This is a genomic window from Xanthomonas sp. WHRI 1810A (genome assembly GCF_040202885.1).
In the GTDB taxonomy this organism is placed as follows: domain Bacteria; phylum Pseudomonadota; class Gammaproteobacteria; order Pseudomonadales; family Pseudomonadaceae; genus Aquipseudomonas.
In genome coordinates this window covers 168,624-194,528 of the sequence record NZ_JBEGED010000006.1, presented here as the reverse complement: position 1 = coordinate 194,528, position 25,905 = coordinate 168,624, and the positions used below count along the sequence as shown (strand labels likewise).

Sequence of the window (25,905 nt, the reverse complement as noted above, 5' to 3'; positions counted from 1 at the left end):
GGGCGCGGTATTATGCCTGCTTTGTCCGCAGGCATGAAAAGCCGGTCTGTCGGAAGTTCGATTGAGGAAAATGCATGTCGCCGTGGCTGACAGTCGTAGGAATCGGTGAAGACGGCTACAAGGGGCTGGGAAAGAACGCACGTCACGCGCTGTTGAAAGCGCAGCAGGTGTTCGGCAGCTCACGTCAGCTGGGGTTGTTGCCGCCGTGCATTCAGGCGGTGCGGCGCCAGTGGCCGAGTCCTTTTTCGTTGAGCCCGGTGCTTGAGCAGCGCGGCTCATTGATCTGCGTGCTGGCCAGCGGCGACCCGATGCTGTTCGGCGTGGGCGTGAGCCTGGCACGCCAGGTGCCGTTCGATGAAATGCTCGTGCATCCGGCGCCCTCCTCGTTTTCACTGGCGGCGGCGCGCCTGGGCTGGGCGTTGCAGGACGTGGTTACGCTGTCGGTGGTCGCCCGTCCGTTGGCGGCATTGAACGCGCATGTTCACCACGGCCTACGGCTGTTGGTGTTGAGCAACGACGGCAGCAGCCCGGCCGCGATTGCCGGCTTGCTGCGCGAGCGCGGGTTTGGACCGAGCACCCTGACCGTGCTGGAGCATTTGGGCGGCGACGCCGAGCGGCGTGTCGAAGGGATTGCCAGCGAGTGGCGCAACCCCGAGATCGCGGCCCTGAATCTGGTGGCCATCGACTGCCGCGCCGACCCCACTGTGCTGCGGCTTTCGACCCTGGCCGGCCTGCCGGATGAAGCCTTCGAGCATGACGGCCAACTGACCAAACGTGACGTGCGCGCCATGACCCTGGCCCGACTGGCGCCCAAGCCTGGCGAATTGCTGTGGGATGTCGGCGCCGGTTGCGGCTCTATCGGCATCGAGTGGATGCGCGCGCACCCGACCTGTCGGGCGCTGGCCATCGAGGCCGATGAGGGCCGCCAGCAACTGATCGAATTCAACCGTGATGCCTTGGGTGTACCGGGTCTGCAACTGGTGCGCGGCGTTGCGCCCCAGGCACTGGCGGATCTGGAGCAACCGGACGCCATCTTCATCGGCGGCGGCGTGACCCGGCCCGGCGTGCTGGACACCTGCTGGCAGCAGCTGCGCTCGGGCGGGCGTCTGATCGCCAACGCGGTGACCCTGCAAAGCGAGGCCGCGCTGGTCAACTGGCGCGAACAACACGGCGGGGAGCTGACCCGCATTCATCTGGCCCACGCCAAACCGCTGGGCGAGTTCGACACCTGGCGTCAGGCGTTACCGATCACGCTGCTGGAAACGGTCAAGCCCTGATGCGCGAAGAAACCGCCGAGCAACCCGCGCCGCTGCGCAGTGGCTTGACCACCGGCAGTTGCGTCACGGCAACAAGCCTGGCGGCGGCGCGGTTGTTGCTCGGCGGCGAGGTCAACGACGCCGTGCAGATCGTCCTGCCCAAGGGCAAGCAGGTGCAGATGCGCCTGGAGTTCTGCCGTGTGTTCGAAGAGGGCGCCGAAGCCGGGACAATCAAGGACGCGGGCGATGACCCCGATGTCACCCACGGCGCACTGGTGTTTACCCGCATCAGGCTGATGGCCGAAACCGGCGTGAAATTCCTGGCAGGTCCGGGCGTAGGCACAGTTACCCGTCCGGGCCTGGTATTGGGCGTCGGCGAACCTGCCATCAACCCCGTGCCGCGAAAGATGATCATCGAGCACCTCGCCGGGCTGGCGGAAGAGTTCGGTTATCACGGCGGTTTCGAAGTGACCGCCTGCGTTGAGAACGGCGGCGAGCTGGCGCTCAAGACCATGAACCCCCGGTTGGGCATTCTCGGCGGGCTGTCGATTCTGGGCACCAGCGGCATCGTCCGGCCGTTTTCCTGTGCCGCGTACATCGCCTCGATACATCAGGGCATCGACGTCGCCAAAACCAACGGTTATCTGCACATCGCCGCCTGCACCGGCAACGCCAGCGAAGACACCATGCGCGCGGTGTACGGCATTCCGGATATCGCATTGATCGAGATGGGCGACTTCGTCGGGGCGGTGCTCAAGCACCTGCGCAAAGTCCCGGTGGACAAGCTCAGCCTGTGCGGCGGCTTCGGCAAGATCAGCAAACTGGCGGCCGGCCACATGGACCTGCACAGCCGGCATTCGAGCATCAATCTGCCGCAACTGGCGCGGTGGGCGGCCGAGGTGGGGGCCGATGGCGCGCTGCAAGACGCCATTCGCGGGGCCAACACCAGTCAGCAGGCGTTGGCCATGGCGGCGGAACGAGGGATCGCCCTGGGTGACGCGGTATGCCAGCACGCCCTGGCATTCGCCCGCAGTGTGGTGCCGGCGCAGGTTCAGGTGGAGGTGTTCGCCATCGACCGCCAGGGCGGGATTGTTGGCCGCGCCGGAGTGGTGGCATGAAGCGAATACTGCTACTAGGCGGCGTGACCGAAGCGCTAACGATGGCCCGGCAACTGGGGCCGGAGCACATCTACAGCCTGGCTGGCGTCGGTCGTGTGCCAACCGATCTGGCGTGCCAGGTGCGGGTCGGCGGTTATGGCGGCGCCGAGGGGCTGGCGCAGTTCATCCGCGACGAAGGCATCGATTTGCTGGTGGAAGCGACTCACCCTTATGCCGCGCAGATGAGCCAGAACGCGGCAACCGCCGCACAGCTGACGGGCGTGCCGTGCTGGGCCTTGCGCCGCGCGGTCTGGCAGGCGGGTCCGGGGGATGACTGGCGCGAGGTCGCGGATTGGGACGACTTGATCGCGGCCCTCGCGCCGTTCAAGCGGCCGTTGTTTACCCTGGGCCGCGAGCCGTTGCAGCATTTGCACGAGATTCCGGCGCATCAGTTCTGGACGTTACGGGCGCTGGACGATTACCCCGGCAACGCGCGTTGCCAAGTGATCGGCGCACGGGGGCCCTTTCGGCTGCAGGATGAGCGTGACCTGTTTTCCCGCAACCACATCGATGTGCTGATCAGCAAAAACAGCGGCAGCGGCGCGACCGAACCCAAGCTGGACGTAGCGCGCGAGCGCGGGGTGCCGGTGTTGGTGCTGAAGCGGCCGGATTTGCCGGCGGTGGATCGGGCGTTTTATTCGGTTCAGGAGCTGATGGACGCGCTGCAACAGGCCTGACCCAGCCCTGTTTGATCGCTCCCACGCGGAGCGAGGAAGCGATCAAATCGGGGGCGACGCCAACAGGTGATCCACGAATAACCCCGCCGCCATGGATAACCCTGCACGGTTACGCACGCAAAGCGCCAACTCGCGGCTGGCCCATTCCTCATCCAGCGCGACCACCCGCGCGCCGTCCATCTTGTAAATCCCGACGCTGCCTTCCGGCATGATGCCGATGCCTACACCGGCCTGAACCATCAGGCACAGGGCGTCGTAGCTTGAGACTTCCATGCGGATTTTCAGTGAGCGACCGAGGTCGTTGGCGGCTTTGATCAGCTGAAAGTTCAGGTGGGTGCCGCTTCTGAGCGCGACAAAGGCGTGGTCCAGGGTGTCCGCGAAGGTAATCTGCTGGCGGTCAGCCAATGGGTGCCCATTGGGTACGACCAGTACCAGCCGGTCCGTACGAAACGGGAACACCTCAATGTCGGCGCCATGGGGCAGCCGTGTGAAAATGCCGACGTCCGCGCGGTTTTCAGCCACCGCTTTAGTGATGCCCAGGCTTTGTTCTTCTTCGAGCACGACGTTGATCAGCGGATAGTGATCCATGAACGACTTGATCAACGCGGGCATGAACTGGGTGACGGCGGAGATGTTCGCCAGCACATGAACGGAGCCGCGACGACCGTGGGAATAGTCGCGCATCTGCACCACGATTTCGTTCAGGTTATTCAGCGCGCTGCGGGCCATGAACAACAGCGACAGGCCTGCATCGGTAGCGCTGATGCCCTTGTTGGTGCGGGTCAGCAGTTTGGCGTCCAGAAGTTCTTCGAGTTCACTGAGCCGCTTGCTGACCGCCGCCGCCGCGATGTGCTCGCGCTTGGCCGCGGCTGCAATGGTGCCTTCTTCGATGACGCTGACGAACAGGCGCAGTGAAACAGGATCGAGCTTCATGGGGGTACCGGGCGTACTGGCCTGATTGGGCCGCCATGATACCTGTTGTTTGCTGGATCGGATTTTGGGTCTGCCGCTCAAATACTCATCTTGTAAGCGCTGACGAGCCTATGCGAGGTTGCGATGCGTATACCTACACACCGCAATCGCGGCTTCACTCGGGCTCGTCAGCGCCTGCAAAAGCAGTCAACCCCGCGTGCGATCAATCGAGAAACCGGCCCAGGTCTGGCTCACCGGCATCAGCTCCAGGCTGTTGATGTTGACGTGGGCCGGGGTGTTCATGATCCAGAAAATGGTCTCGGCGATGTCTTGCGGCTGGATCGGCTCGGCGCCGGCGTAGGTCGCGTCGTATTTGGACTTGTCGCCGGCAAAACGCACCAGCGAAAACTCGCTCTCGCACAGGCCTGGCTCAAGGTTAGTCACGCGAACGCCAGTGCCCACCAGGTCGTTGCGCAGGTTCAGCGAGAACTGACCGACAAACGCTTTAGTGCCGCCGTACACATTGCCGCCCGGGTACGGGTAGTTGCCGGCCACCGAACCGAGGTTGACGATGCTGGCGCCGCGGCCATGGGCAATCAATCGGGACAGCAACAGACGCGTGGTGTAGACCAGGCCTTTGACGTTGGTGTCGATCATGGTGTCCCAGTCGTCCAGATCGCATTTCGGTGCAGGGTCGATGCCCAGCGCCAGGCCCGCGTTGTTGATCAGGCCACGCAGGGTGGCGAACTCTTCCGGCAGGCTGTCGATCGCGGTCTCCATGGCGGCACGGTCGCGCACGTCCAGCACCATCGTGTGCACCTTCGTCTGCTTGGACAATTCAGCGCTAAGGGCACTCAGGCGGTCTTCACGACGGCCCGTCAACACCAGTGACCAGCCCGCCTCGGCAAAACGACGCGCGCAGGCTTCGCCAAATCCGGACGTGGCGCCGGTAATGAACACGGTAGAAGTCATCTCGTTGTCTCCTGAATAAAGGCTGGGCGGTGTGCGATACGCGTTCGATCAATGCATGGCGCAGTCATCGGACCGCAATCGCGTGTAGGAAAGTTCCGGAGAATGCCCGCGCAACGGGTTCAGGGGCAAGCGATCGACGAAAACCCGCTGCCAGGTGCTCGCAGCTGTATAAAAAACGCACAATCATGGCCAAGCCTTATGCCCTCAGGGCCGCAGGCACTTTTGCCCACGTTATCCACAGTCAGACCCACAATCTCTGGGGGCAACTCGATCAAGCCCAAGCCACGCCATACGGGCGTTACAAAGCGATCACGCGGCCGTCTTTGCTTGACCTGGTGTGTCAGATCTGTACTTGAATCCTGCGCAGTTTGGCCGGTTGGACAGTTTACGGTGCGCCACCCTAGAGATTGCGCTCGCTACAGCGGTCTTTCCAACGGTTGCACACAGAGTTATCCACAGGATCCGACCCCACTGGACCTGTATAAAAAACCAGATCGCGACACGTTGACAAACACCCTGAAAATACCGCCGGAAACCGCTGATCATAATTTGACCACACCGCTGCAAGCCCCGCCGCGCAAGGCCTTCAGCCAAGTACACCCAACTTATTCACAGCCGGTTCCACAGTAAAACTGAACAAGTCAAAACCGTGACAAAACAACCATTTGCAGCGGCTTTATGTCGCGCTTTAGCACCACTTCAAAAATGTTTTCCACAATTCCAAGACAAGACGCCCCGAGTGAAAAATCACCCGGGGCGCCGGTGTTGCAATCAAGGGTTGCGACGATCAATGACCGCCCAGGTAAGCGTTCCTCACTTCATCGTTGGTCAGCAGCTCCTGGCCGGTGCCTGTCAGACGAATCTCGCCGTTGACCATCACGTAGGCACGGTCTGACAGCTTGAGGGCGTGGTTGGCGTTCTGTTCGACGAGGAAGATCGTCATGCCGCTTTTGGCCAATTCGCGCAGGGTCGCGAAGATCTGCTTCACGATGATCGGCGCAAGCCCCAGGCTCGGCTCGTCCAGCAGCAACAGCTTGGGGCGACTCATCAGGGCGCGGGCAATGGCCAGCATCTGCTGCTCACCGCCGGACATGGTCATCGCCCGCTGATTGCGTCGCTCCTTGAGCCGCGGGAACAGGTCGAACATGCGCTGCATGTCTTCGCTGGCGAATTTGTCGCCAATCGGAATGGTGCCCATCAGCAGGTTTTCTTCCACTGACATGTCGGGGAAGACCCGCCGCCCTTCCGGCGACTGCGCAATACCATTGGACGCGATGTAGTGCGACGACTTCTGAGTAATGTCGACGCCCTGGTAGATGATCTGCCCGCTGGCGGCGCGGGGCTGGCCGAAGATCGACATCAGCAGCGTCGATTTACCCGCACCGTTGGAGCCGATCAAGCTGACGGTTTCGCCCTCATCGATGTGCAGCGACACTTTCTTGAGGGCCTGGATCGGCCCGTAGTACACGTCGATCTCTTTCAGTTCGAGGATCGGCTTACTCATACCAATTCCTCTTCATCAGCGCCCAGGTACGCGGCGATCACTTTCGGGTCATTGCGGATCTGTTCCGGCCCGCCCATGGCGATCACGTTGCCGTGATCGAGCACCACGATGTCGTCGGAAATCCCCATGACCATGCCCATGTCGTGCTCGATCAGCACGATGGTCATGTCGTGTTCGTCGCGCAGCAAACGGATCATGCCGCTCAGCGCTTCGGTTTCCTGCGGGTTGAGGCCGGCAGCCGGTTCGTCCAGGCAGATCACCTGTGGCCGGGTGCACATGGCGCGCGCGATTTCCAGGCGGCGTTGCTGACCGTAGGACAATTCCCCGGCCAGACGGTTGGCGCAGTCCACCAGATCAACCACCTCCAGCCAGTAGAACGCCGTGCTCATGGCATCTTCTTCGGCCTTGCGATAGCCCTTGGTGTTGAGGATGCCGGCCAGCATATTGCGGTTGACCCACATGTGCTGGGCCACGAGCAGGTTCTCGATGACCGACATTTCCTTGAACAGGCGAATGTTCTGGAACGTGCGCGCCAGCCCCGCCCTATTCACCAGGTGCGTACCGCCGAACATCTTGTAGTAGACCCGACTGGCGAAGCTGCGCGGGGACACGAAGTCCGTCACCTGAAACGGCTCGCCCAACAGTTTGATCACGTTGGTGGTGGTGCCACGGGTGTGCAGATTGATGCGCCCGCCGGTGGCTTTGTAAAAACCGGTCAGGCAGTTAAAGACCGTGGTCTTGCCGGCGCCATTGGGCCCGATCAAGGCGAAGATCGAGTTGCGACGGACTTTCAGGCTGACGTCACTCAGGGCCTTGATGCCTCCGAAGTGCATCGCCAGTTTCTCTACGGACAGAACGATCTCTTCGCTCATTGCGCGCCCTCCGCTTTAACCAGCACGCCTTTGCGCGGACGCACGCCGGTGCGGCTGATGCGGATCAGGCCACGTGGGCGCCAGATCATCATCAGGACCATCAGGATGCCGAACAGCAGCACGCGGTATTCGGCGAAGCTGCGCAGCAGCTCAGGGGCGACGGTCAACACGAACGCGGCGATCACCACGCCGACCGTCGAGCCCATGCCGCCCAGCACGACGATGGCGAGGATCAACGCCGATTCAAAAAAGGTGAACGACGTTGGGTTGATGAAGCCCTGATAACTGGCGAAGAACACCCCGGCCAGACCGGCAGTCGACGCGCCGATAGTGAACGCAGAAAGCTTGACCAGCACATGGTTCAGGCCCATGGAACGGCAGGCGATTTCATCTTCGCGCAGGGCTTCCCAGGCGCGGCCGACCGGCATGCGGGTCAGGCGGTGCTTGATGTACAGCACGGCCAGCACCACCAAAAACAGCACGGCGTAGATGAAGATGAACTTGAGGTCCGGGTTGTAGGTGAAGCCGAAGTATTCATGGATCGGGATGCCGCCGTCTTTGGCGCGACGGCCGAACTCCAGACCGAAAATCGTCGGCGCAGGCACCGCGACGCCATTGGGGCCACCGGTGAAATCCAGCCAGTTGTTGAGCACCAGACGGATGATCTCCCCGAAGCCCAGGGTCACGATGGCCAGATAGTCGCCGTGCATGCGCAGGACCGGAAAGCCGAGGATGCAGCCGGCCAGCGCAGCGGCAATCGCCGCCAAGGGCAACGCCGACCAGAAACCCAGCCCCAGATACTGATAGCCCAGCGCCAGACCGTAGGCGCCGATGGCGTAGAACGCCACGTAACCCAGGTCGAGCAGCCCGGCCAGACCGACCACGATGTTCAGGCCCAGGCCCAGCAACACGTAGATCAGCCCGAGGATCACCACGGTCAGCACGTACTTGTCGGCAAACACCGGGAACACGATGGCGATGACGATCATGATCGGGATGATGTAGCGCAGGCGCGACTTGTAGTCAGGCGCCAGCACATGCACGCCGGAGCCTGAGCTTTCAAAGCTCTGCGCAATGGCCACGCCTTTGGGCGTCTGCATGAACAGGCTCAGAACCAGACGCCCGACCATCACTACGCCGACGAGCACGGCCACGCGAGTGGGTTGCAGGTTAAAGCCGTAGCCGTCCAGGACGACGCCGACGATAGGGCCGAACACGATCAGCGCCAGCAGCCCGGCGATGACGGCGTCGATGAGGCTTTGTTTGATGTCGATGGGTTTGATAGGTGCGGACATACTTATACCTTCGCCACGAGTGGGCGACCCAGCAGGCCTTGAGGACGGAAAATCAGGATCACCACCAGCAGGCCGAAACTGAACACGTCTTTGTAGTCGGAATTGACCAGCCCGGAAAATTGCGACTCGGCCACGCCCAGAATCAGGCCGCCCAGCATGGCGCCTGGCAACGAACCGATCCCGCCCAGCACCGCAGCGGTGAAGGCCTTGATGCCAATCACGAAGCCTGCGAAGAAGTCGAACGTGCCGTAGTTCATGGTGATCAGCACGCCGGCCAATGCCGCCATGGCCGCGCCGATGATGAACACATAGGAAATCACCCGGTCGGTGTTGATGCCCAGGATCGACGCCATCTTGCGGTCCTGCTGCGTGGCGCGGCACATCCGGCCCAGCTTGGTGTACTTGATGATGTAGGTCAGCACGCCCATGCCGACAAACGCGGCGATCAGGATGAATATCTTGGTGTAGGTGATCTGCACGAACCCGGAGCCGACGTCAAAGCGCAACGCGCCTTCGAGCATCGTGGGCACGCCTTGCTGGCGTGGGCCCTGGGCGATCTGCGCGTAGTTCTGCAGGATCAGGGAAATACCGATGGCACTGATCAGGGGTGCCAGACGGGTCGAGTTGCGCAGCGGTTTGTAGGCCACGCGCTCGATGACGAAGCCATACACACCGGTCACCACGATGGTGAAGATCAGTGTGCCGAGAATCAGGAAGGGGAAGGACTCAACACCGAAGAACGACAAGACCGCCAGGCCGATTGCCGCCAGGTAAGCGGAGATCATGTACACGTCGCCGTGGGCGAAGTTGATCATGCCGATGATGCCGTAAACCATCGTGTAACCGATGGCGATCAGGCCGTAGACCGAACCGAGGGTCAGACCGTTGACCATTTGTTGCAGGAAAATACCATCCATCACGCACGCTCACGAACTTGAAAGGCCACGGTGGAACCGGCCCGCGCGCGCCCTCGTGAGGCGTGGCGGAACGGACGCATATGGCTACAGAAGAAATCAGGGGGCCGCCGAGGTGGCAAGCCCCATTAACCGGACCGCTGGCGGCGCGAGTCCAACCTCGCGCTACCTGCCGTCCGACTAAGCGCTCAACTTACTTCTGCTTTTCGAGCTGGTGGTATTTACCGTCCTTGTCCCACTGGTAAACCACGTAATCCGAGACTTTCAGGTCGCCCTTGCTGTCCCAGGACTTCTCACCCATGACGGTCTTGACCGGGTGGGCTTTGAGGAACTTGGCAGCGTCTTCGCCTTTGTTCGACTTGGCGCCGTTGAAGCCGGCGGCCAGGGCCTGAACCGAAGCGTAGGCGTACAAGGTGTAGCCTTCAGGCTCGTAGCCGGACTTGCGGAACTGATCGACCACCGCCTTGCTGTCGGGCAGCATGCGTGCGTCGGCACCGAAGGTCATGTACACGCCATCGACGAATTGCGCGCCGCCAGCAGTGGTGACCAATTCATCGGTAACAACGCCGTCATCGGACATGAATTTCACGTCTTTCAGGCCTTGCTCACGCAGTTGGCGAACCAATGGACCGGCTTCCGGGTGCAGGCCGCCGAAGTACACGACGTCAGCGCCAACGGAGCGAATCTTGGTGACCAGGGCGCTGAAGTCTTTCTCGCCACGTGTCAGGCCTTCTTCCAGCACCGGCTTCACGCCACGCTTGGTGAGCTGCTTTGAAGTCGCGTCAGCCAGGCCCTTGCCGTAGGTGTCCTTGTCGTTGATGACGGCGATTTTCTTGCCTTTCAAGACATCGACGATGTAATCGCCAGCCACGACGCCTTGCTGGTCATCACGGCCGCACATGCGGAACATGGCGCTCAAGCCACGCTCGGTCACGGTAGGGTTGGTGGAGCCCGGCGTGATCGCGATGATGCCGGCTTCGTCATAGACTTCAGACGCTGGAATGGTGGACGAGGAGCAGAAGTGGCCGACAACGCCAGCGACTTTGTCCGAGGCCGCTTTGTTGGAAACGGCAACCGCTTGCTTGGGTTCACACGCATCGTCATAGGCGGTCAGGGCGATTTTCTCACCGTTTACACCGCCCGCAGCGTTGATGGCATCGGCAGCGGCCTGAGCGCCTTTCATGTATTGCTCGCCGAACGAGGCGTTAGCGCCAGTCATTGGACCGGCAACGCCGATTTTCACATCAGCTTGTGCAAAAGAAGCTGCACCTAGCGCGGTAGCCACTGCAAGTGCGAGAAAGCCTTTCTTGTAAAACGTCTGCGACATGAGTTGGTGCTCCTGGATTTTTTAGTTAGCACTGCGACCACACAGTTGCGGTGAGCAAGTGGCGTGCCATCAGTTTTTTATTCTGGGAAAAGTCATGTGCAAGCGGCTACGCGACGGGTTTCAGGCCTTTCAACCGGGCGTGCAACCGTCTAAACCGCACAAGGTGCAACCTGCCCTGCGAAAAAAGCGCAACCCGCTCGAATATGGCGCGCAACCGCCCTACCGCTCATCGTATAACCGCGTTGTTACAGCATGCGTCACCGATCTGCACACCACCGGTGCGGTGACGCTACGGCACGCACCATTTGAGGTTAGTGGATGCGCGAAAAAGCGCCGTGCGATGAAGGCCTTTTCTGTCTAAATCACGATGCGAAGGCACTGGCCCGCGTGATAGAGCGAAAAGCCGGCCTCATAGAGAGAGCTGCGCAGGCCAATGGCTGACAACGGCTGCATGGCAGCGAAGGGAACGGGCAGCGATTGGGCATCGCCGGTGCACAGGTAATCGGCGAACGCTTTGCCCACCACTGTGCCCGTGGTGTTGCCGCGGCCGTTAAAGCCCGTCACGGCGACCAATCCCGGTGCAGGCTCGAACAGGCGCAGCAGGTGATCGGGGGTGAAGGCGATGCAGCCGGTCCAGGTGCACGCCCACTCAACCGGCTTCAGGTACGGGAAATAATGCTGCTGAACGCGATCGGCCCAGGCCTTGAGAAACCAGACCGGTTTTTGATTGCCGTTGCCCAGGCTGCCCAGTAGCAAGCGGCCTTCGGCGTCACGTCGAATGCTGCTCAGCACCTGGCGCGTGTCCCATGAACCCTGCCCGCCCGGCAGGATCTGCTGCGCGGCGTCTTCGGTCAGCGGAGCCGAGGCCACCTGATAGTAATAACCGGGAAAGAAATGACGCCGCAGTTCGGTCCATTCGCCCTCGGTGTAGGCGTTGGAGGCAATCACCACTTGCCCGGCCAGCACCGCACCGTGCTCGGTGAGCACGCACCAGCGATCGCCTTGCCGCTCAAGCTTCTTCACGGGTGAGTGATCGAATCGCTGACCGCCCAGCGTGCCGACCGCTGCAGCCAGGCCGCTGGTGTAGGCCATCGGGTTGATGGTGCCCGCGCGATGGTCGAGTAAGGCCGAGGTGATTTCCGAGGTGCCGGTGGCTTGCTGGCAGGCTTTGCCGGTCAACAGCTCCACCGGCGCGCCGCGGCGCTTCCATTGTTCTTCGCGGCTGCGCAAATCCGCCTGGCCCCGGGCGTTGTGGGCCATGTGCAGCGTGCCTTTGCGTTGCGCCTGGCAGTCGATGCCATATTTTTCAATCAGACTGAACACCAGCGACGGCGCATCGCCAAGCATCTTGTTGAGCCGGCTGCCGACCGGCTTGCCGAACCCCGCTTCGATCTCGTCAGGGGGAATCCACATCCCGGCGTTGACCAGCCCGACGTTGCGCCCCGAGCCGCCCTGGCCGGTGCGATGGGCCTCGACCACGACGACGCTCTTGCCCTGTTCGAGCAGGTGAATGGCCGCCGACAACCCGGTGATGCCTGCGCCAATCACGCACACATCCGCCGTCACTTCCCCCCTCAACGCTGGCGCCTCAGGCCTCTGCGGCGTCAGCGTTTCCCACAGACATTCTTCGCGTAGCGGCATCGCAAGACCTCGGAAAGAGACACACCCAGCACTTTCTGCACCATTGATCGTTCCCACGCTCCGCGTGGTAACGCAACTCTGGACGCTCCGCGTCCGATCGTTTGAAGCAGAGCGTCACGAACGGCATTCCCACGCGGAGCGTGGGAACGATCATGCAGCCTCTGATAAGGCTCCTCGCGAGCAAGCTCCCTCCCACATGACTAACCTTACCGCCTATCAATCAAACGTAATCCCCTGCGCCAGCGGCAACTCGCGCGAATAGTTCACGGTCGCGGTCTGGCGGCGCATGTAGCCTTTCCAGGCGTCGGAACCGGACTCACGCCCGCCACCGGTTTCTTTTTCGCCGCCAAACGCGCCGCCAATTTCGGCACCGCTCGGGCCGATGTTGACGTTGGCGATCCCGCAATCACTGCCCAGCGCCGACACGAACTGCTCGGCCTCGCGCACGTCGGTGGTGAAGATGCACGACGACAACCCCTGGGGCACGTCATTGTTGAGGCGCACCGCTTCCGCAAAATCGTCATAACCGACCACGTACAGAATCGGCGCGAAGGTTTCGGTTCGCACCACCTCGCTCTGCTCCGGCATTTCCACGATGGCCGGCGAGACGTAATACGCGTTGGGGAACTGCTCTTGCAGCTGGCGTTTGCCGCCGAACACCGTGCCGCCCTCGCTCAAGGCCTGCTCCAACGCGTCCTGCATGTTCTCGTAGCTGGCTTTGTCGATCAGCGGACCGATCAGGTTGCCTTCCAGCGGATGACCGATGCGCACCTTGGAATAAGCGGTTTTCAGGCGCTCGACGAACTCGGCCTTCACCGAGTTGTGGGCAATCAGGCGGCGCAAGGTGGTGCAGCGCTGGCCGGCCGTACCGACGGCGCTGAACAGTACGCCGCGCACAGCCAGGTCCAGATCGGCGCTGGGCGCGAGGATCATGGCGTTGTTGCCGCCCAGTTCCAGAATGCTGCGGGCAAAACGTGCGGCGACTTTCGGCGCCACTTCGCGGCCCATGCGCGTGCTGCCGGTGGCGCTGATCAACGCCACACGCGGATCATCGACCAACGCTTCGCCCGCGTCGCGCCCACCGATAACCACTTGTGCCAGGTACTCCGGCGCATCGGCGAAGCCCTTGGCCACACGATCAAACAGCGCCTGGCACGCCAGCCCGGTGAGCGGCGTCTTTTCCGACGGTTTCCAGATCACCGAATTGCCGCAGACCAGCGCCAGCGCGGTGTTCCACGACCAGACGGCCACCGGGAAGTTGAACGCGCTGATCACGCCGACCACACCCAGTGGGTGCCAGGTTTCGCGCATGTGGTGGCCGGGGCGCTCGGAAGCGATGGTCAGGCCATACATCTGCCGGGAGAGGCCCACCGCGAAGTCGCAGATGTCGATCATCTCCTGCACTTCACCCTGCCCCTCCTGGGTAATCTTGCCGGCTTCCCACGACACCAGCTCGCCCAGGTCAGCCTTGTGCGTGCGCAACGCTTCGCCGAACAAGCGAATCAGCTCGCCGCGACGCGGGGCCGGCACCTTGCGCCAGGCCTCGAACGCGTGGTCGGCGCGGGTGATGCGCTGCTCGACCTCGGCGGCCCCCTCCCAGTGCACCGCCCCCACTTTGCTGCCGTCGACGGGCGTATGCACAGGCTTGTCGCCCTTCTGGTAGAGCGCGGGGTCGACACCGAGGCGGGTGAGCAGGTCGGTAAGCATGATTTCTCCTGATTCTTTAGCTGAGCAGCGTTCGCTGAAGAGCGAATGCGGAATGCTGAAATACGGTGATTTCGTCAGCCTGTAGTAATAGCTGGCCTCAGGCGCTGCAACAAACGACCATTAGGCGAAACATCATTCCGTTTTTTCATGCTGACCTGGACTGGCCTGAACATGCTGAACCGACGCCACCTGCCTTCGATCACCGCCCTGCAATGTTTCGAGGCGGTGACCCGGCACCTGAGTTTCACCCGCGCCGCCGAAGAGCTGAATCTGACCCAAAGCGCGGTCAGCAAGCAAGTGGCGCAGCTGGAAGAACTGGTCCAGCACCTGTTGTTTCGTCGGGTGCGTCGGCGCCTGCAACTGACGCCGGCCGGTGCGTTGTACCTGGGCGAAGTGCGCAAGATCCTGAGCCAGGTCGAGATGTCGACGCACTTTCTGCGCTCCTACGGCGGTGAGACGGAAGTCCTGCGGGTGTCGACGCCATCGACCTTCGGCGCGCGCTGGCTGGTCCCGCGACTCAAGGGTTGGCGGTTGCGTCATCCGCACATTCATCTGGACCTGATCAACGAACAGGAAACCGATGACCTGGCCCAGGGCCGCTGTGACCTGAGCTTCTATTTCGGCCAGGGCGCAAGACCTGGGGCAGAGAGCGTGAAGCTGTTCAGCGAAGAACTGATTCCGGTGTGTTCGCCTGGCAGCCTACCGCAGACGCCGTTTACAGAACCGACGCAGTTGAGTGATCTGGTACTGCTGCAGAGCGCGTCGCGTCCGCAAGCCTGGCACGACTGGTTCGAAAGCCAGGGTTACCAGACCGAGCACAGCTACCACGGCCCGCGCTTCGAGACCTTTTATATGTGCATTCGCGCCGCGCAGGTGGGGTGCGGCGTTGCGCTGCTGCCACGGTTTCTGGTGGAAGAAGAATTGGCCGACGGCAAGCTGGTCATCCCGTGGCCGCACGCGCTGCCCAGCCGAGACGCGTATTACCTGGCCTACCCCGAGCACGCGGCGGACGTGCCGAAGATTCGGGATTTTGTGGCGTGGATGCGTGAGCAACTTGACCCGCCAACGCCTGATGAACACGCACTGTAGGAGCGCGCTTGCCCGCGATTGCGGTGCATCAGCCTCCTCTTACGTGTCTGGCACACCGCAATCGCGGGCAAGCGCGCTCCTAAAGGGTGGTCGCATCGAAATCCAAACAAATCTGAGGCCATGTGATTCGGCGGCAAGTGTGAAGTTGAATCAAAAACTTCGCGGGCAAGCCTCGCTCCAACAGGGCGGAGAAAATCTGCCCCAACCCGCCCTGCGCTGGCATTATGTCGGGCATCGTCAAAAACAATCCGGACGTACCGCTGCCGCGCTGACGCAGGCCGTACGCGACACCGACTTGAATTCCATTGGCCGCGTCTGGCGGCCGCTGCTGGCTGGAGCGACACAATGAGTGACAGCGCCTTCTCCGAACGCATCGCGCAGAACCTGCTCGATACCGACCTCTACAAGCTGACCATGATGCAGGCCGTGCTGCACAACTACCCCAACGTAGAGGTGGAATGGGAGTTTCGCTGCCGCAACGGCGAAGACCTTCGGCCGTACCTGACGGACATCCGCCAGCAGATCGAGCAACTGTGCGAGCTGTCGCTGAGCGGAGAGGAAATGGGTTTCCTCGAACGTATCAGCTTCATGAAACCCGACTTCCTGCGCTTTCTCGGCCTGTTCCGCTTCAATATGCGCTACGTGCAGACCAGCATTGAAGACGATCAACTGTGCATTCGCCTGTGTGGCCCGTGGTTGCACGTGATCATGTTTGAAGTGCCGCTGCTGGCCATCGTCAGCGAGGTGCGCAACCGCCACTGTCACCCGAACACACCGCTGAGTGATGCGCGGGACCAGCTGTATCGCAAGTTCGACTGGCTGACGGCGACCGCCACGGCCGATGAATTGGCCGAGCTTAAGGTGGCGGATTTCGGCACGCGCCGGCGGTTTTCCTTTGCCGTGCAGGAAGAAGTGGTGTCGGTGCTCAAAGCCGACTTCCCGGGCCAGTTCGTCGGCACCAGCAACGTGCACCTGGCGCGCAAATTCAACCTCAAGCCGCTTGGGACCATGGCCCATGAGTGGATCATGGCCCATCAGCAACTCGGCCCGCGACTGATCGACAGCCAGATCGCCGCCCTCGATTGCTGGGTCCGCGAATACCGGGGGCTGCTGGGCATCGCCCTGACCGACTGCATCACCACCGACGCTTTCTTGAACGATTTCGATCTGTTCTTCGCCAAACTGTTCGACGGTTTGCGCCATGATTCGGGCGATCCGGTGCAGTGGGCCGAAAAATGCATCGTGCACTATCAGCGCCTCGGGATTGATCCGATGAGCAAGACGCTGGTGTTCTCCGACGGGCTCACGCTGCCCAAGGCCCTCGAAATATTCAGGGCCCTGCGCGGTCGGATCAACGTCAGTTTCGGCATCGGTACCAACCTGACCGCTGACGTGCCCGGCGTCACGCCCATGAACATCGTCCTCAAAATGACCGCCTGCGCAGGTCAACCCGTGGCGAAGATCTCCGATGAGCCAGGCAAGACGCAATGCAAAGACCCCAATTTCGTGTCCTACCTGCGTCATGTATTCAAGGTGCCAGCCTGACTCGAGCACCCCGCATCCGCTCTTGATATGCCTACTTTTCTTCTTCTGCATAAGGAGTAAATCATGCAAGCCGTACAGCTCGAGATCGCAAGAGAGCTCAAGGTCCAAGCACCCTTCGCCCACCCGGGCGAGCTTGAGGCCGAGGTCACCCGTCGTATTGAATTCATCAAGGAGCGCCTGCAAGCCTCGCGCTTGAAGGTGCTGGTGCTGGGCATCAGCGGCGGCGTTGATTCGCTGACCGCCGGGCTGCTGGCCCAACGCGCGGTGAAGGAACTGCGCCAAAGCACCGGCGACAGTGGCTACCAGTTCATTGCCGTGCGCCTGCCGTATCACATCCAGCACGATGAACATGAGGCCACCGCGTCGGTCGACTTCATTAGCCCGGATGAACGCCATACCGTCGACATCGCGCCGTCGGTCAAGGCGCTGGTCGAGCAGGTGAAGGCGTTTGAAGGGCAGTCCGATTCGGCCGTGGACTTCGTCAAAGGCAACATCAAAGCGCGCACGCGGATGGTGGCGCAGTACACCATCGCCGGTGTACGCGGCGGCTTGGTGATCGGGACCGATCATGCGGCCGAAGCGGTGATGGGTTTCTTCACCAAGTTCGGTGACGGCGCCTGCGACCTGGCGCCGCTGAGTGGCCTGGTGAAAAACCAGGTCCGCGCCATCGCCCGCAGTTTCGGTGCGCCAGAGAATCTGGTGGAGAAAATTCCAACGGCCGACCTGGAAGACCTGATTCCCGGCAAACCGGACGAGGCGTCACACGGCGTGACCTACGCCGAGATCGATGCGTTTCTGCATGGCGAGCCGGTGCGGCAGGAGGCCTTCGACATCATCGTCAACACGTACCGCAAGACCCAGCACAAGCGGGACCTGCCGTACGCGCCTTGATGGTTGCGCATTAACTGTAGGAGCGGACTTGTCCGCGAAGACGGTATTTCAGGTGCTGCATCTGTGTCGGATGCACCCGCCTCTTCGCGGACAAGTCCGCTCCTACAGGTTTAAGGTGTTAAACCCGCACGTTACTTCAGCGTCACAGCGCCTTTCATCATTGCGATGTGGCCGGGGAAAGAGCAGAAGAACGTGTAATCCTGCCCTGCTTCGAGCTTGGACACGTCGAAGGTCACGGAATCCTTCTCGCCCGCGCCAATGATTTTGGTGTAGGCGATAACCCGCGCGTCGCCCTCTTTCAGATACTGCTTGTCGATCCCTGCGCTCAGGCCGTCGGTCGCAATCGGCTGGGCATCTGCGGTCTTGCTCAGCACCCAGTTATGGCCCATGACGTTTTTCGGCAAGCTGCCCGAATGTCCCAGGTTGACCGTGAAGGTCTTGCAGGTTTTGTCGATTTCGATGGCTTTGGTGTTGAACATCATCTGGTCGGTCGAGTCGACGTCGACCGAGCACTCTGCCGCCAGTACGTGGCTGCTGGCCAATGTGAGCAGGGAAACTACTACCAGTTTGCGAATCATCCTGAATCTCCAATTAGGGTGGTTTGAGTTTTTGTATACAAAGAGTGCCTCAATCCGGAACAATTTCCAACGCCTGAATGCAGCGCATCTGGGACCGTCTATCGGGCTCATCGAGACAATCAAGCAGCCCGGAACGGCCGCCCGTACTACCCTTCCCGCATCATCACTTGTGAGTAATGGCCATGGAACTCGGTAGTCTTTTTCGCAGTTTGCTTGCAGCGTACGCCAGTGGCGCCAGCGGAAGTTACGCCAGCGAGCCTCAGTCGTATAGCGAATACAGGCCTCTGGCGCGCGGTGTCTGACACGCTTCAGTGCACCTAGCGTGTGTCGTTCGCCAGCGTTTAAGTGTGCCGTGCGCCTTTCTCAGGCAGAATGAGCACACTTCACCACTGCCCAGAGGATTGCCCATGGCCAAACCCAACTATTCCTTCGCGAAACGTCAGAGAGATTTGGCCAAAGAGCAGAAGAAAGAAGAGAAGCTGCAGCGTAAACAGCAGGCAGCGCAGGACGAAGCGGCTGTTGATGGTGAGACTGCCGAAGGCGAGACTGCTGTAGAGCAGGTCGAAACCACGCAAGACGACAAAGAAACACCGCCTACCTGATTCCGCTCATGGGTCGAATGCAAGATCGGCCGCATCGCACTGTAGGAGCGCGCTTGCCCGCGATGACGTCAGCACAGCCACTCTCCATGGCGACTGACACACCGTATTCGCGGGCAAGCGCGCTCCTACAGGGATCACGCGCTACCCCGCCATCGGCATCACCGTCACCTGCACTTCCGGATCATGATTCCCCCCGCCCAGAATCACCCCCCGCAGCGGCGACACGTCCGAAAAATCCCGTCCCCACGCCAGACTGATGTGCTCCAGCGCCGGCTGAACATTATTGGTCGGATCAAAATCGACCCAGCCCAATACCGGACAAAACACCGACACCCACGCATGGGACGCGTCAGCGCCGATCAGCCTCGGCTGGCCAGGCGGTGGCTGCGTCAACAGGTAGCCGCTGATGTAGCGCGCCGCCAAACCACGGGAGCGTAGGCACGCGAGCATCAGATGCGCAAAGTCCTGACACACGCCCCGTCGGGTCTCGAGCACTTCCACCAGCGGCGTCGCCACATGAGTGGCTTCATCGTCGAAGGTGAATTCGCGGAAGATCTTTTCCATCAGCGCCTGGGCGCACAGCAGCAGCGGCCGCCCCGGCGGAAAGCACGGGGCCGAGAAATCGATGAACGACTGCTTGAGGTGTACGTAGGGCGACTCGAAGCGGTAACGACAGGCTTCCAGAATGCCCGCCGACACACGGGCGGCGCTGTACGTCAGCGCGCGCTGGGTGTCGTTCCAGCCGGCTGATTGATCGAAGTCCAGAACCGGGCGCTCCAGCACCTCTACCCTCAGCCGTGCATTGACCTGCAACTCATCGTGCGGACGCTCGAACGCCAGCCGGGTCAGCGGGTTGCCGAACACATCCAGCTCGTCGCGACGACTGGTGGGCGTCGGATTGATTAACAGCTGCCGCTCGGTACACACCTGCCACGGGTTCTCCCGTGGCCACAAATGCGCCAACTGCTGCGCCAGCGACACCGGGCTGTCGTAGTGGTAGTGGGTGTCGTGAAGGATCTGGTAATGAGCGCTCATCAGACAGACACCGTGCGCTGGCTGACGTCGTCGACGTGGGCAAAGTGGCGCAACGCCAGACGGTCGGACACCATCGAGCTGGTCTCTCCGATTTTTTGCAGCAGGTCCGCCAGGCCATCGAGGACCGCTTTCACACTGTTTTGGCCAAACAGCGGGTTTTCCAGCGTTCCGAGATCGAACGCGGACAGCCGCCGGATCAGCGTGGAAAGGCTGGCGTCCCGTGGCGCGCCGAAATCTTCATTCAAACGATTCAACGAGCGCGAGACCAGCTTGAGCTGGAACAAGACCGCGTGGGGGTTTTGCTCATCCAGCAGCAACAGGTCGAGCACTGGAATCAATTGTGGCAGGGCCAGGTAGCGTGAGCGATAGGTGATGCTGCTGTTGCCCAGCTCCAGCAGCCAGTCCAGTCCGGCCTGATCGTCCACCGCGTCGCTGCGCAGGAACGCCGCGAGGCTCGTGCTGAGAAACTGCAGGCGCTCGATGCGGCGACCAATCATCAGAAAGCGCCAGCCTTCATCGCGGGTCATGTCATCCAGCGCGAAGCCCGACAGCGCCGCCAACGACATGACCAGCCGGTTGAGAAAATCCAGCAGCTCGCCGAAATCCGGCTCTTCGGTCTCAAGCGCCAGGGCTTCGCGTTGCAACTCCACCAGGGCCTGCCAGTTTTCCCGGGACAGCTTGCCCCGCACCTGCGACGCCGCCCACTGCAAGCGCTGCAGATTGGCGCGCAGGCTCGACGGCCAGTCATCGCCGAGCAGGGCCTGCAACAGTCGCTCGCTCAGCGCTTCGCCCTCTTCGTCATCGGGTAACAGGCGCAGGCGTTCGCCCAGCTGTACCGCTGCCTGAAGCGCCAGCGGGTCGTCGCCGTCCACATAACGCGACAGCATGATGCGCAGCAGACGCGCGGCATCGTCACAGCGTTCGCAGTATCGGCCGAACCAGAACAGGTTCTCCACCACACGGGACGGCAGGTACGGGTCGCGGCGAATCAGATCGTGTACGCCCAGCGCGCGTTGTCCCTTCCAGGGTTCGCTGCCCTGGGTCCGCTCGCCCAGAATCCAGGTGTCTTTGCTGGCACCGCCGCGCTGCATGGAAACCACGTCGGCATCGGCCTCGGCGGCCACGCGGGTGAGGCCGCCCGGCAGCACGCGATAACCCTCGGCGCCCGCTACTGCGTAGACCCGCATGCCGATGGCGCGCGGTTGCAGTTGGCCGTCGTCAGACTGCCAGATAGGCGCCTGGGACAGTTGCGCCAGCTCTTGCGCCACATAGGCGTAGGGCCGGGCCTGCATGCGCAGGGCCAGCGCCTGACGCTGCGCCTCGCTGAGGTCGCGGCCAAACACCGGCGCGAAGCTCTGGGACGGAAACGCCGGTTTGATCAGCAGCTCGGGCAGTTTTTCCAGCGCCTGGGCCAGCACCGGCGGCTCGCCGCACCACCAGGTCGCCACGGACGGCAGGATCAGTGCTTCGCCAAACAGAAATTCGTTGATCTTCGGCAGAAAGCCGAGCAGGCCGGGGGATTCAAGCACGCCGCTGCCCAGGGCATTGGCCACCAACACGCGGCCCTGACGCACGGCTTCCAGCAAGCCCGGCACGCCGAGTGCCGAGTCAGTGCGCAGCTCCAGCGGGTCGCAGAAGTCATCATCGAGCCGACGCATGATTGCGTGGACACGACGCAGGCCGCTCAAGGTCTTCAGATACACCGTGGCGTCTCGAACGGTCAGGTCCCCGCCCTCAACGAGCGGATAGCCCAACTGCCCGGCCAGGTATAAATGCTCGAAATAGCTCTCGTTGAAACGCCCCGGCGTAAGCAACACCACCAGCGGCGCTTCGTTGCTGCTGGGCGCCTGACGAATCAGGGTCTCCTGCAGCGAGCGGAAGAAGCCCGACAAATGCTGCACTTCCAGATCGCGGTACAGCTCGGGAAACGCCCGGGACACAATCAAGCGGTTTTCCAGCGCATAGCCGGCCCCCGACGGCGCCTGCGTGCGGTCAGCGGTGACCCACCAGCGACCGTCCGGCGTGCGGGCCAGATCCACGGCATACATGTGCAGGAAAATGCCTTCGGGCGGCCTCACGCCCTGGCACGGCCACAGAAAATTGTTGTGCCCGAACACCAGCTCCGCCGGCAGCAGACCTTCGGCGATCAGCGTCTGCGGGCCATAAAGATCAGCCAGGACGGCGTTGAGCAGGCGCGCGCGCTGGGCGATGCCCGCCGACAAGTGCTGCCATTCCTGCGCGGGAATGAGATGGGGCAATAAATCCAGTTCCCACGGGCGATCTGCGCCCTTGGGGTCGGCGTAGACGTTGTAGGTGACGCCGTTTTCCTGGATCTGCCGCGTGAGCAGCGCCTGACGCTGGATCAATTGTGCGGGCGTGCTGCGTTGCAGGTGCTCGTACAGCCGCTCCCAATGCGGGCGAACTGCGCCGCTAGCGTCGAGCATCTCGTGGTAAGTACCCGCTGAAAGCGGATAACGGTCAAGCAGGTCAGGCATGGAAGGCTCGGCACACAACTCATTAGACTTCAGATTAGCGCAGGCAAATGACAGACCGATTTGAAGCGCTTCCTTGCGGCATCCATAGGATCACGCCGTCTGAAGCAGAACAGCTTCAGACGGCAGCCTGCGCCGTATTTCAATGCAGACGCATGTCCAGCGTCATGGGCAACTCATCGTTGATGACCAGCGGCTCAATCGCCAGCTTGCCGGGGGTGTGCCCGACGCGGAAGAACCGCGACAGGCGCCGGCTTTCGGCTTCGTTAGCGTTCACGGGCAGGGTTTCGTAGTTGCGGCCACCCGGATGCGCGACATGATACTCGCAGCCACCCAGCGAGCGATGCATCCAGGTATCGACGATGTCGAAAACCAGCGGCGCGTGCACCGGAATGGTCGGTTGCAGGCAATTGGCCGGCTGCCAGGCGCGATAGCGCACGCCCGCCACGAACTCCCCGACGCGACCGGTGGGCTGAAGGGGCACGGGAATGCCGTTGCAGGTCAGCTGATAGCGTTGCGGCGGCAGACCGTTGACCTTCAACTGCAGGCGTTCCAGCGATGAATCCACGTAACGCACGGCCCCGCCGGCAGCGCCCTCCTCGCCCAGAACGTGCCACGGCTCAAGGGCCTGGCGCAGTTCCAGCTCGATGCCACTGACGGCGTAATCACCGACTTTCGGGAAGCGGAACTCCAGATGCGCCGCAAACCACTCGGCACGCACCGGGTAACCGGCGCTGTTGAGGTCGAGGATAACGTCGGCAAAGTCCTGGTCGATAAAGTGCGGAAGCATAAAGCGGTCGTGCAGCTCGGTGCCCCAGCGTGCCAGCTTGGCCGGCGCGTAGGGTTCACGCCAGAACTTGGCCACCAGCGCCCGCAGCAATAACTGCTGGGCCAGACTCATGCGCGCATGAGGCGGCATCTCGAACGCACGCAGCTCCAGCAGGCCAAGGCGACCCGTCGCGCCATCAGGCGAATACAGTTTGTCGATGCAGAACTCGGCGCGGTGGGTGTTGCCGGTCACGTCGATCAGCAGGTTGCGCAGCAGTCGGTCAACCAGCCATGGCGCACACTCTTCACCCGGTTTGGGCATCTGCGAGAAGGCGATTTCCAGCTCGTACAGCGAGTCGTTGCGCGCCTCATCCACCCGTGGCGCCTGCGAGGTCGGCCCGATGAACAGGCCGGAAAACAGGTACGACAGCGAAGGATGGTTATGCCAGTAACTGAGCAGGCTGCGCAGCAGATCGGGCCTGCGCAGGAAGGGCGAGTCGCCCGGTGTCGCGCCGCCCAGCACGAAATGGTTGCCGCCGCCGGTGCCGGTGTGGCGTCCGTCGATCATGAATTTTTCAGTGGTCAGCCGCGTCAGCCGGGCCTCTTCGTACAGAAACTCAGTGCGCTCGACCAACTCGTCCCAGGTCGCGGACGGCTGCACGTTGACTTCGATCACGCCAGGATCGGGCGTGATGCGGAAATTGGAGATGCGCGGATCATGGGGCGGCTCGTAACCTTCCAGCAACACAGGGCAGCGTAACTCTTCCGCGGTAGATTCGATGGCAGCCACCAGCTCCAGATACGCTTCAAGCCCCTCCAGCGGCGGCATGAACAGATACAGCCGCCCGTCGCGCACTTCCGCGCCAAGGGCTGTGCGGGTCAGCCAATCGGCAGATTCGTCCGTGGCCGGCATCCGTTCGGCATTGACGTCAGACTGCTCGGTCAACGCGCCGACCTGCGCGTTAAGCGCATCGCGATTGGGTAGATCGGGGAAATCCTGGTTGTGGTCGGTCGGGTGGATGTAGGGATATTCCGCCGCCTTGACCCACGGCTGCGAGGCCAGCGGCAAACGGTAGCCCAGCGGCGAATCACCTGGCACCAGACGGCAGTGCTCGTCGCGCAGGTACCAGCGACCGCTTTGCCAATGCTCATCAGCGGCATCGCGCGCCAGCGGCATGACGTAACCGATGACCTTATCCAGCCCCTGGGAAAACACTTTGCGCAGACGCTTACGCTCCAGCTCGTCTTCCAGACGCGAGTCCTGCGCACTGACGTTTGTCGGCAGCGCGCCTTCGCGCCACAGGTAATAGAAATTGTCTTCGAAGGCCGGGAACACGTAACGCGAAGGCAGCTTCAGCCGCTCGGCGACACTGCGCAAAAAGCGCCCCGCCATCTCGCTGTCGGTGCCGTAGTCCACTTGCTCGTCAGCGATCAGTGCAGTGTTGCGCCAGACCGGCTGCCCATCGCGGCGGAAGAAACAGTTCAATGACCAACGCGGCAACTGCTCTCCCGGGTACCACTTGCCCTGTCCGAAATGCACCAGCCCCTGCGGCGCGTAATGCTTGCGCATGCGCTGGAACAGTTCCGCGGACAGAATGCGTTTTTTCGGGCCCAGCGCGGCGGTGTTCCATTCATCGCCATCACGGTCATCGATGGACACGAACGTCGGCTCGCCGCCCATGGTCAGGCGCACGTCATCGCGGACCAGATCGCTGTCGATCTGTCGGCCGAGCGCCTGAATCTCCAGCCACTGATCTTCGGTGTACGGCTTGGTCACGCGCGGCGCTTCCCAGATTCGCTCCACCGACATCTCGTGGCCGAATTGAGTTTCGCACGGCTCGACCAGACCGCTGATCGGTGCGGCAGACGACGGATCAGGGCTGCAGGCCAGCGGGATATGCCCTTCGCCGGCGAACAGGCCCGAGGTCGCGTCCAGACCGACCCAGCCAGCGCCCGGCAAATACACTTCGCACCAGGCGTGCAGGTCGGTGAAGTCGACATCGGTGCCGGATGGACCATCGAGGGCCTGGACGTCAGCCTTGAGCTGCACCAGATAACCCGACACAAAACGCGCGGCCATCCCCAGGTGCCGTAGCAATTGCACCAGCAGCCAGGCCGAATCACGGCAAGAGCCGGAAGCGTTTTCCAGCGTGAACTCGGGCGTCTGAATGCCCGGCTCCATGCGGATCAGGTAACCGATGTCCGCCGCGAGGCGCTGGTTGAGGCCCACCAGAAAGTCGATGGCGGGGATAGGCGTGCGGTCAATGCTGTTGAGGTACGCCTGAAACTTCGGCGTCAGCGGCAGCTTCTCCAGATACGGAGCCAGCTCGCGCTGCTCTTCACTGGCGTAGGTGAACGGAATCTTGTCGGCGTACGGCTCGAGGAAAAAGTCGAACGGGTTGAAGACCGCCATCTCGGCGACCAGGTCCACCTCGACCCGGAACTCGGTGGTCTTCTCCGGGAAAACCAACCGCGCCAGGTAATTACCCTGCGGGTCCTGCTGCCAATTGATGAAATGGTTTTCAGGCAGGACTTTCAGCGAATACGACAGCACACGCGTGCGGCTGTGCGCCGCCGGGCGCAAGCGTACGATTTGCGGACCCAGTTCCACCGCGCGTTCATAGCGGTAATGCGTGACGTGGTGCAAGGCAATATGAATCGACACGGCGTG

The 25,905-nt window shown here is 61.9% G+C and carries 21 protein-coding genes; 8 read left to right on the top strand and 13 right to left on the bottom strand.

Annotation, left to right across the window (positions count from 1 at the left end; all coding sequences use genetic code 11):
* The first annotated feature begins 74 nt into the window (after positions 1-74).
* Genes cbiE through ABQX22_RS11450 form a run of 3 tightly spaced genes read left to right on the top strand, consistent with a single transcriptional unit; the run spans position 75 to position 3,090 of the window.
* Entirely contained in the window at positions 75-1,277 is a 1,203-nt protein-coding gene (cbiE, locus tag ABQX22_RS11460; protein WP_349799511.1) for a precorrin-6y C5,15-methyltransferase (decarboxylating) subunit CbiE, read from the top strand.
* Complete coding sequence (locus tag ABQX22_RS11455; RefSeq protein WP_349799509.1) at positions 1,277-2,374, top strand: cobalt-precorrin-5B (C(1))-methyltransferase; 1,098 nt, start codon at positions 1,277-1,279, stop codon at positions 2,372-2,374. The genes cbiE and ABQX22_RS11455 overlap by 1 nt, the downstream gene beginning before the upstream one ends.
* Positions 2,371-3,090: a cobalt-precorrin-6A reductase gene (locus ABQX22_RS11450; RefSeq protein WP_349799507.1), complete on the top strand. Its 720-nt coding sequence runs from the start codon at positions 2,371-2,373 to the stop codon at positions 3,088-3,090. Before ABQX22_RS11455 ends, ABQX22_RS11450 begins: the two co-directional genes overlap by 4 nt.
* 42 nt (positions 3,091-3,132) lie before the next feature.
* Here ABQX22_RS11450 and ABQX22_RS11445 read toward each other — a convergent pair whose 3' ends face one another.
* From ABQX22_RS11445 to amaB, 9 genes are all read right to left on the bottom strand, one after another.
* Positions 3,133-4,023: a LysR family transcriptional regulator gene (locus ABQX22_RS11445; protein ID WP_349799505.1), complete on the bottom strand. Its 891-nt coding sequence runs from the start codon at positions 4,021-4,023 to the stop codon at positions 3,133-3,135.
* A 186-nt stretch (positions 4,024-4,209) separates the two neighbouring features.
* A complete protein-coding gene (locus ABQX22_RS11440) occupies positions 4,210-4,974 on the bottom strand; it encodes an SDR family oxidoreductase (protein WP_349799503.1) in 765 nt (254 codons plus the stop codon).
* Positions 4,975-5,761: 787 nt separating this feature from the next.
* Positions 5,762-6,478 (bottom strand): ABC transporter ATP-binding protein, encoded by a 717-nt coding sequence (locus ABQX22_RS11435; protein WP_441005272.1) that lies wholly within the window; start codon positions 6,476-6,478, stop codon positions 5,762-5,764.
* Positions 6,475-7,350 carry an ABC transporter ATP-binding protein gene (locus ABQX22_RS11430; protein ID WP_349799501.1) on the bottom strand — a complete coding sequence of 292 codons (876 nt, stop codon included), beginning with the start codon at positions 7,348-7,350 and terminating at the stop codon, positions 6,475-6,477. The genes ABQX22_RS11435 and ABQX22_RS11430 overlap by 4 nt, the downstream gene beginning before the upstream one ends.
* Complete coding sequence (gene livM, locus ABQX22_RS11425; RefSeq protein ID WP_349799499.1) at positions 7,347-8,645, bottom strand: high-affinity branched-chain amino acid ABC transporter permease LivM; 1,299 nt, start codon at positions 8,643-8,645, stop codon at positions 7,347-7,349. The genes ABQX22_RS11430 and livM overlap by 4 nt, the downstream gene beginning before the upstream one ends.
* A gap of 2 nt (positions 8,646-8,647) precedes the next feature.
* Positions 8,648-9,562: an ABC transporter permease subunit gene (locus ABQX22_RS11420; protein ID WP_349799498.1), complete on the bottom strand. Its 915-nt coding sequence runs from the start codon at positions 9,560-9,562 to the stop codon at positions 8,648-8,650.
* A gap of 190 nt (positions 9,563-9,752) precedes the next feature.
* Positions 9,753-10,886 carry an ABC transporter substrate-binding protein gene (locus ABQX22_RS11415; protein ID WP_349799496.1) on the bottom strand — a complete coding sequence of 378 codons (1,134 nt, stop codon included), beginning with the start codon at positions 10,884-10,886 and terminating at the stop codon, positions 9,753-9,755.
* A 357-nt stretch (positions 10,887-11,243) separates the two neighbouring features.
* Positions 11,244-12,527 carry an L-pipecolate oxidase gene (gene amaA / locus ABQX22_RS11410; protein WP_349799494.1) on the bottom strand — a complete coding sequence of 428 codons (1,284 nt, stop codon included), beginning with the start codon at positions 12,525-12,527 and terminating at the stop codon, positions 11,244-11,246.
* 216 nt (positions 12,528-12,743) lie between these two features.
* Positions 12,744-14,234, bottom strand: a complete 1,491-nt coding sequence (gene amaB / locus ABQX22_RS11405) for an L-piperidine-6-carboxylate dehydrogenase (RefSeq protein WP_349799492.1) — start codon at positions 14,232-14,234, stop codon at positions 12,744-12,746.
* Between the two features lie 147 nt (positions 14,235-14,381).
* Between amaB and ABQX22_RS11400 the strand changes: the two genes are divergently transcribed.
* The 4 genes from ABQX22_RS11400 (at position 14,382) to nadE (ending at position 17,759) form a co-directional block, all read left to right on the top strand.
* Positions 14,382-15,323 (top strand): LysR family transcriptional regulator, encoded by a 942-nt coding sequence (locus ABQX22_RS11400; protein WP_349799490.1) that lies wholly within the window; start codon positions 14,382-14,384, stop codon positions 15,321-15,323.
* Positions 15,324-15,462: 139 nt separating this feature from the next.
* Positions 15,463-15,672, top strand: coding sequence for a hypothetical protein (locus ABQX22_RS11395; protein ID WP_349799489.1), 210 nt, complete (start codon positions 15,463-15,465; stop codon positions 15,670-15,672).
* Positions 15,669-16,868 carry a nicotinate phosphoribosyltransferase gene (pncB, locus tag ABQX22_RS11390; RefSeq protein WP_349799487.1) on the top strand — a complete coding sequence of 400 codons (1,200 nt, stop codon included), beginning with the start codon at positions 15,669-15,671 and terminating at the stop codon, positions 16,866-16,868. Before ABQX22_RS11395 ends, pncB begins: the two co-directional genes overlap by 4 nt.
* Before the next feature lie 63 nt (positions 16,869-16,931).
* Positions 16,932-17,759: an ammonia-dependent NAD(+) synthetase gene (gene nadE, locus ABQX22_RS11385; protein WP_349799485.1), complete on the top strand. Its 828-nt coding sequence runs from the start codon at positions 16,932-16,934 to the stop codon at positions 17,757-17,759.
* Positions 17,760-17,890: 131 nt separating this feature from the next.
* Here the strand turns inward: nadE and azu are convergent, their stop codons facing one another.
* A complete protein-coding gene (gene azu / locus ABQX22_RS11380) occupies positions 17,891-18,337 on the bottom strand; it encodes an azurin (RefSeq protein ID WP_349799483.1) in 447 nt (148 codons plus the stop codon).
* Between the two features lie 407 nt (positions 18,338-18,744).
* Here azu and ABQX22_RS11375 point away from each other — a divergent pair, with 407 nt between their 5' ends.
* Positions 18,745-18,939, top strand: coding sequence for a hypothetical protein (locus ABQX22_RS11375; RefSeq protein WP_349799481.1), 195 nt, complete (start codon positions 18,745-18,747; stop codon positions 18,937-18,939).
* 141 nt (positions 18,940-19,080) lie between these two features.
* Here ABQX22_RS11375 and ABQX22_RS11370 read toward each other — a convergent pair whose 3' ends face one another.
* From ABQX22_RS11370 to ABQX22_RS11360, 3 genes are all read right to left on the bottom strand, one after another.
* Complete coding sequence (locus tag ABQX22_RS11370) at positions 19,081-19,974, bottom strand: transglutaminase family protein (protein ID WP_349799479.1); 894 nt, start codon at positions 19,972-19,974, stop codon at positions 19,081-19,083.
* Positions 19,974-22,469: a circularly permuted type 2 ATP-grasp protein gene (locus tag ABQX22_RS11365; protein WP_349799478.1), complete on the bottom strand. Its 2,496-nt coding sequence runs from the start codon at positions 22,467-22,469 to the stop codon at positions 19,974-19,976. Before ABQX22_RS11365 ends, ABQX22_RS11370 begins: the two co-directional genes overlap by 1 nt.
* Before the next feature lie 139 nt (positions 22,470-22,608).
* Entirely contained in the window at positions 22,609-25,899 is a 3,291-nt protein-coding gene (locus ABQX22_RS11360) for a transglutaminase family protein (RefSeq protein ID WP_349799476.1), read from the bottom strand.
* Positions 25,900-25,905 lie beyond the last annotated feature (6 nt).

Excerpts from the sequence above, each read along its gene's own strand:
- ABQX22_RS11365 (WP_349799478.1), bottom strand. The coding sequence starts at position 22,469 with ATGCCTGACCTGCTTGACCGTTATCCGCTTTCAGCGGGTACTTACCAC.
- ABQX22_RS11455 (WP_349799509.1), top strand. The coding sequence starts at position 1,277 with ATGCGCGAAGAAACCGCCGAGCAACCCGCGCCGCTGCGCAGTGGCTTG.
- ABQX22_RS11440 (WP_349799503.1), bottom strand. The coding sequence starts at position 4,974 with ATGACTTCTACCGTGTTCATTACCGGCGCCACGTCCGGATTTGGCGAA.
- pncB (WP_349799487.1), top strand. The coding sequence starts at position 15,669 with ATGAGTGACAGCGCCTTCTCCGAACGCATCGCGCAGAACCTGCTCGAT.
- livM (WP_349799499.1), bottom strand. The coding sequence starts at position 8,645 with ATGTCCGCACCTATCAAACCCATCGACATCAAACAAAGCCTCATCGAC.
- nadE (WP_349799485.1), top strand. The coding sequence starts at position 16,932 with ATGCAAGCCGTACAGCTCGAGATCGCAAGAGAGCTCAAGGTCCAAGCA.
- ABQX22_RS11450 (WP_349799507.1), top strand. The coding sequence starts at position 2,371 with ATGAAGCGAATACTGCTACTAGGCGGCGTGACCGAAGCGCTAACGATG.
- amaA (WP_349799494.1), bottom strand. The coding sequence starts at position 12,527 with ATGCCGCTACGCGAAGAATGTCTGTGGGAAACGCTGACGCCGCAGAGG.
- ABQX22_RS11370 (WP_349799479.1), bottom strand. The coding sequence starts at position 19,974 with ATGAGCGCTCATTACCAGATCCTTCACGACACCCACTACCACTACGAC.
- ABQX22_RS11420 (WP_349799498.1), bottom strand. The coding sequence starts at position 9,562 with ATGGATGGTATTTTCCTGCAACAAATGGTCAACGGTCTGACCCTCGGT.
- azu (WP_349799483.1), bottom strand. The coding sequence starts at position 18,337 with ATGATTCGCAAACTGGTAGTAGTTTCCCTGCTCACATTGGCCAGCAGC.
- cbiE (WP_349799511.1), top strand. The coding sequence starts at position 75 with ATGTCGCCGTGGCTGACAGTCGTAGGAATCGGTGAAGACGGCTACAAG.
- ABQX22_RS11435 (WP_441005272.1), bottom strand. The coding sequence starts at position 6,478 with ATGAGTAAGCCGATCCTCGAACTGAAAGAGATCGACGTGTACTACGGG.
- ABQX22_RS11430 (WP_349799501.1), bottom strand. The coding sequence starts at position 7,350 with ATGAGCGAAGAGATCGTTCTGTCCGTAGAGAAACTGGCGATGCACTTC.
- ABQX22_RS11415 (WP_349799496.1), bottom strand. The coding sequence starts at position 10,886 with ATGTCGCAGACGTTTTACAAGAAAGGCTTTCTCGCACTTGCAGTGGCT.
- ABQX22_RS11445 (WP_349799505.1), bottom strand. The coding sequence starts at position 4,023 with ATGAAGCTCGATCCTGTTTCACTGCGCCTGTTCGTCAGCGTCATCGAA.
- ABQX22_RS11375 (WP_349799481.1), top strand. The coding sequence starts at position 18,745 with ATGGCCAAACCCAACTATTCCTTCGCGAAACGTCAGAGAGATTTGGCC.
- ABQX22_RS11400 (WP_349799490.1), top strand. The coding sequence starts at position 14,382 with ATGCTGACCTGGACTGGCCTGAACATGCTGAACCGACGCCACCTGCCT.
- amaB (WP_349799492.1), bottom strand. The coding sequence starts at position 14,234 with ATGCTTACCGACCTGCTCACCCGCCTCGGTGTCGACCCCGCGCTCTAC.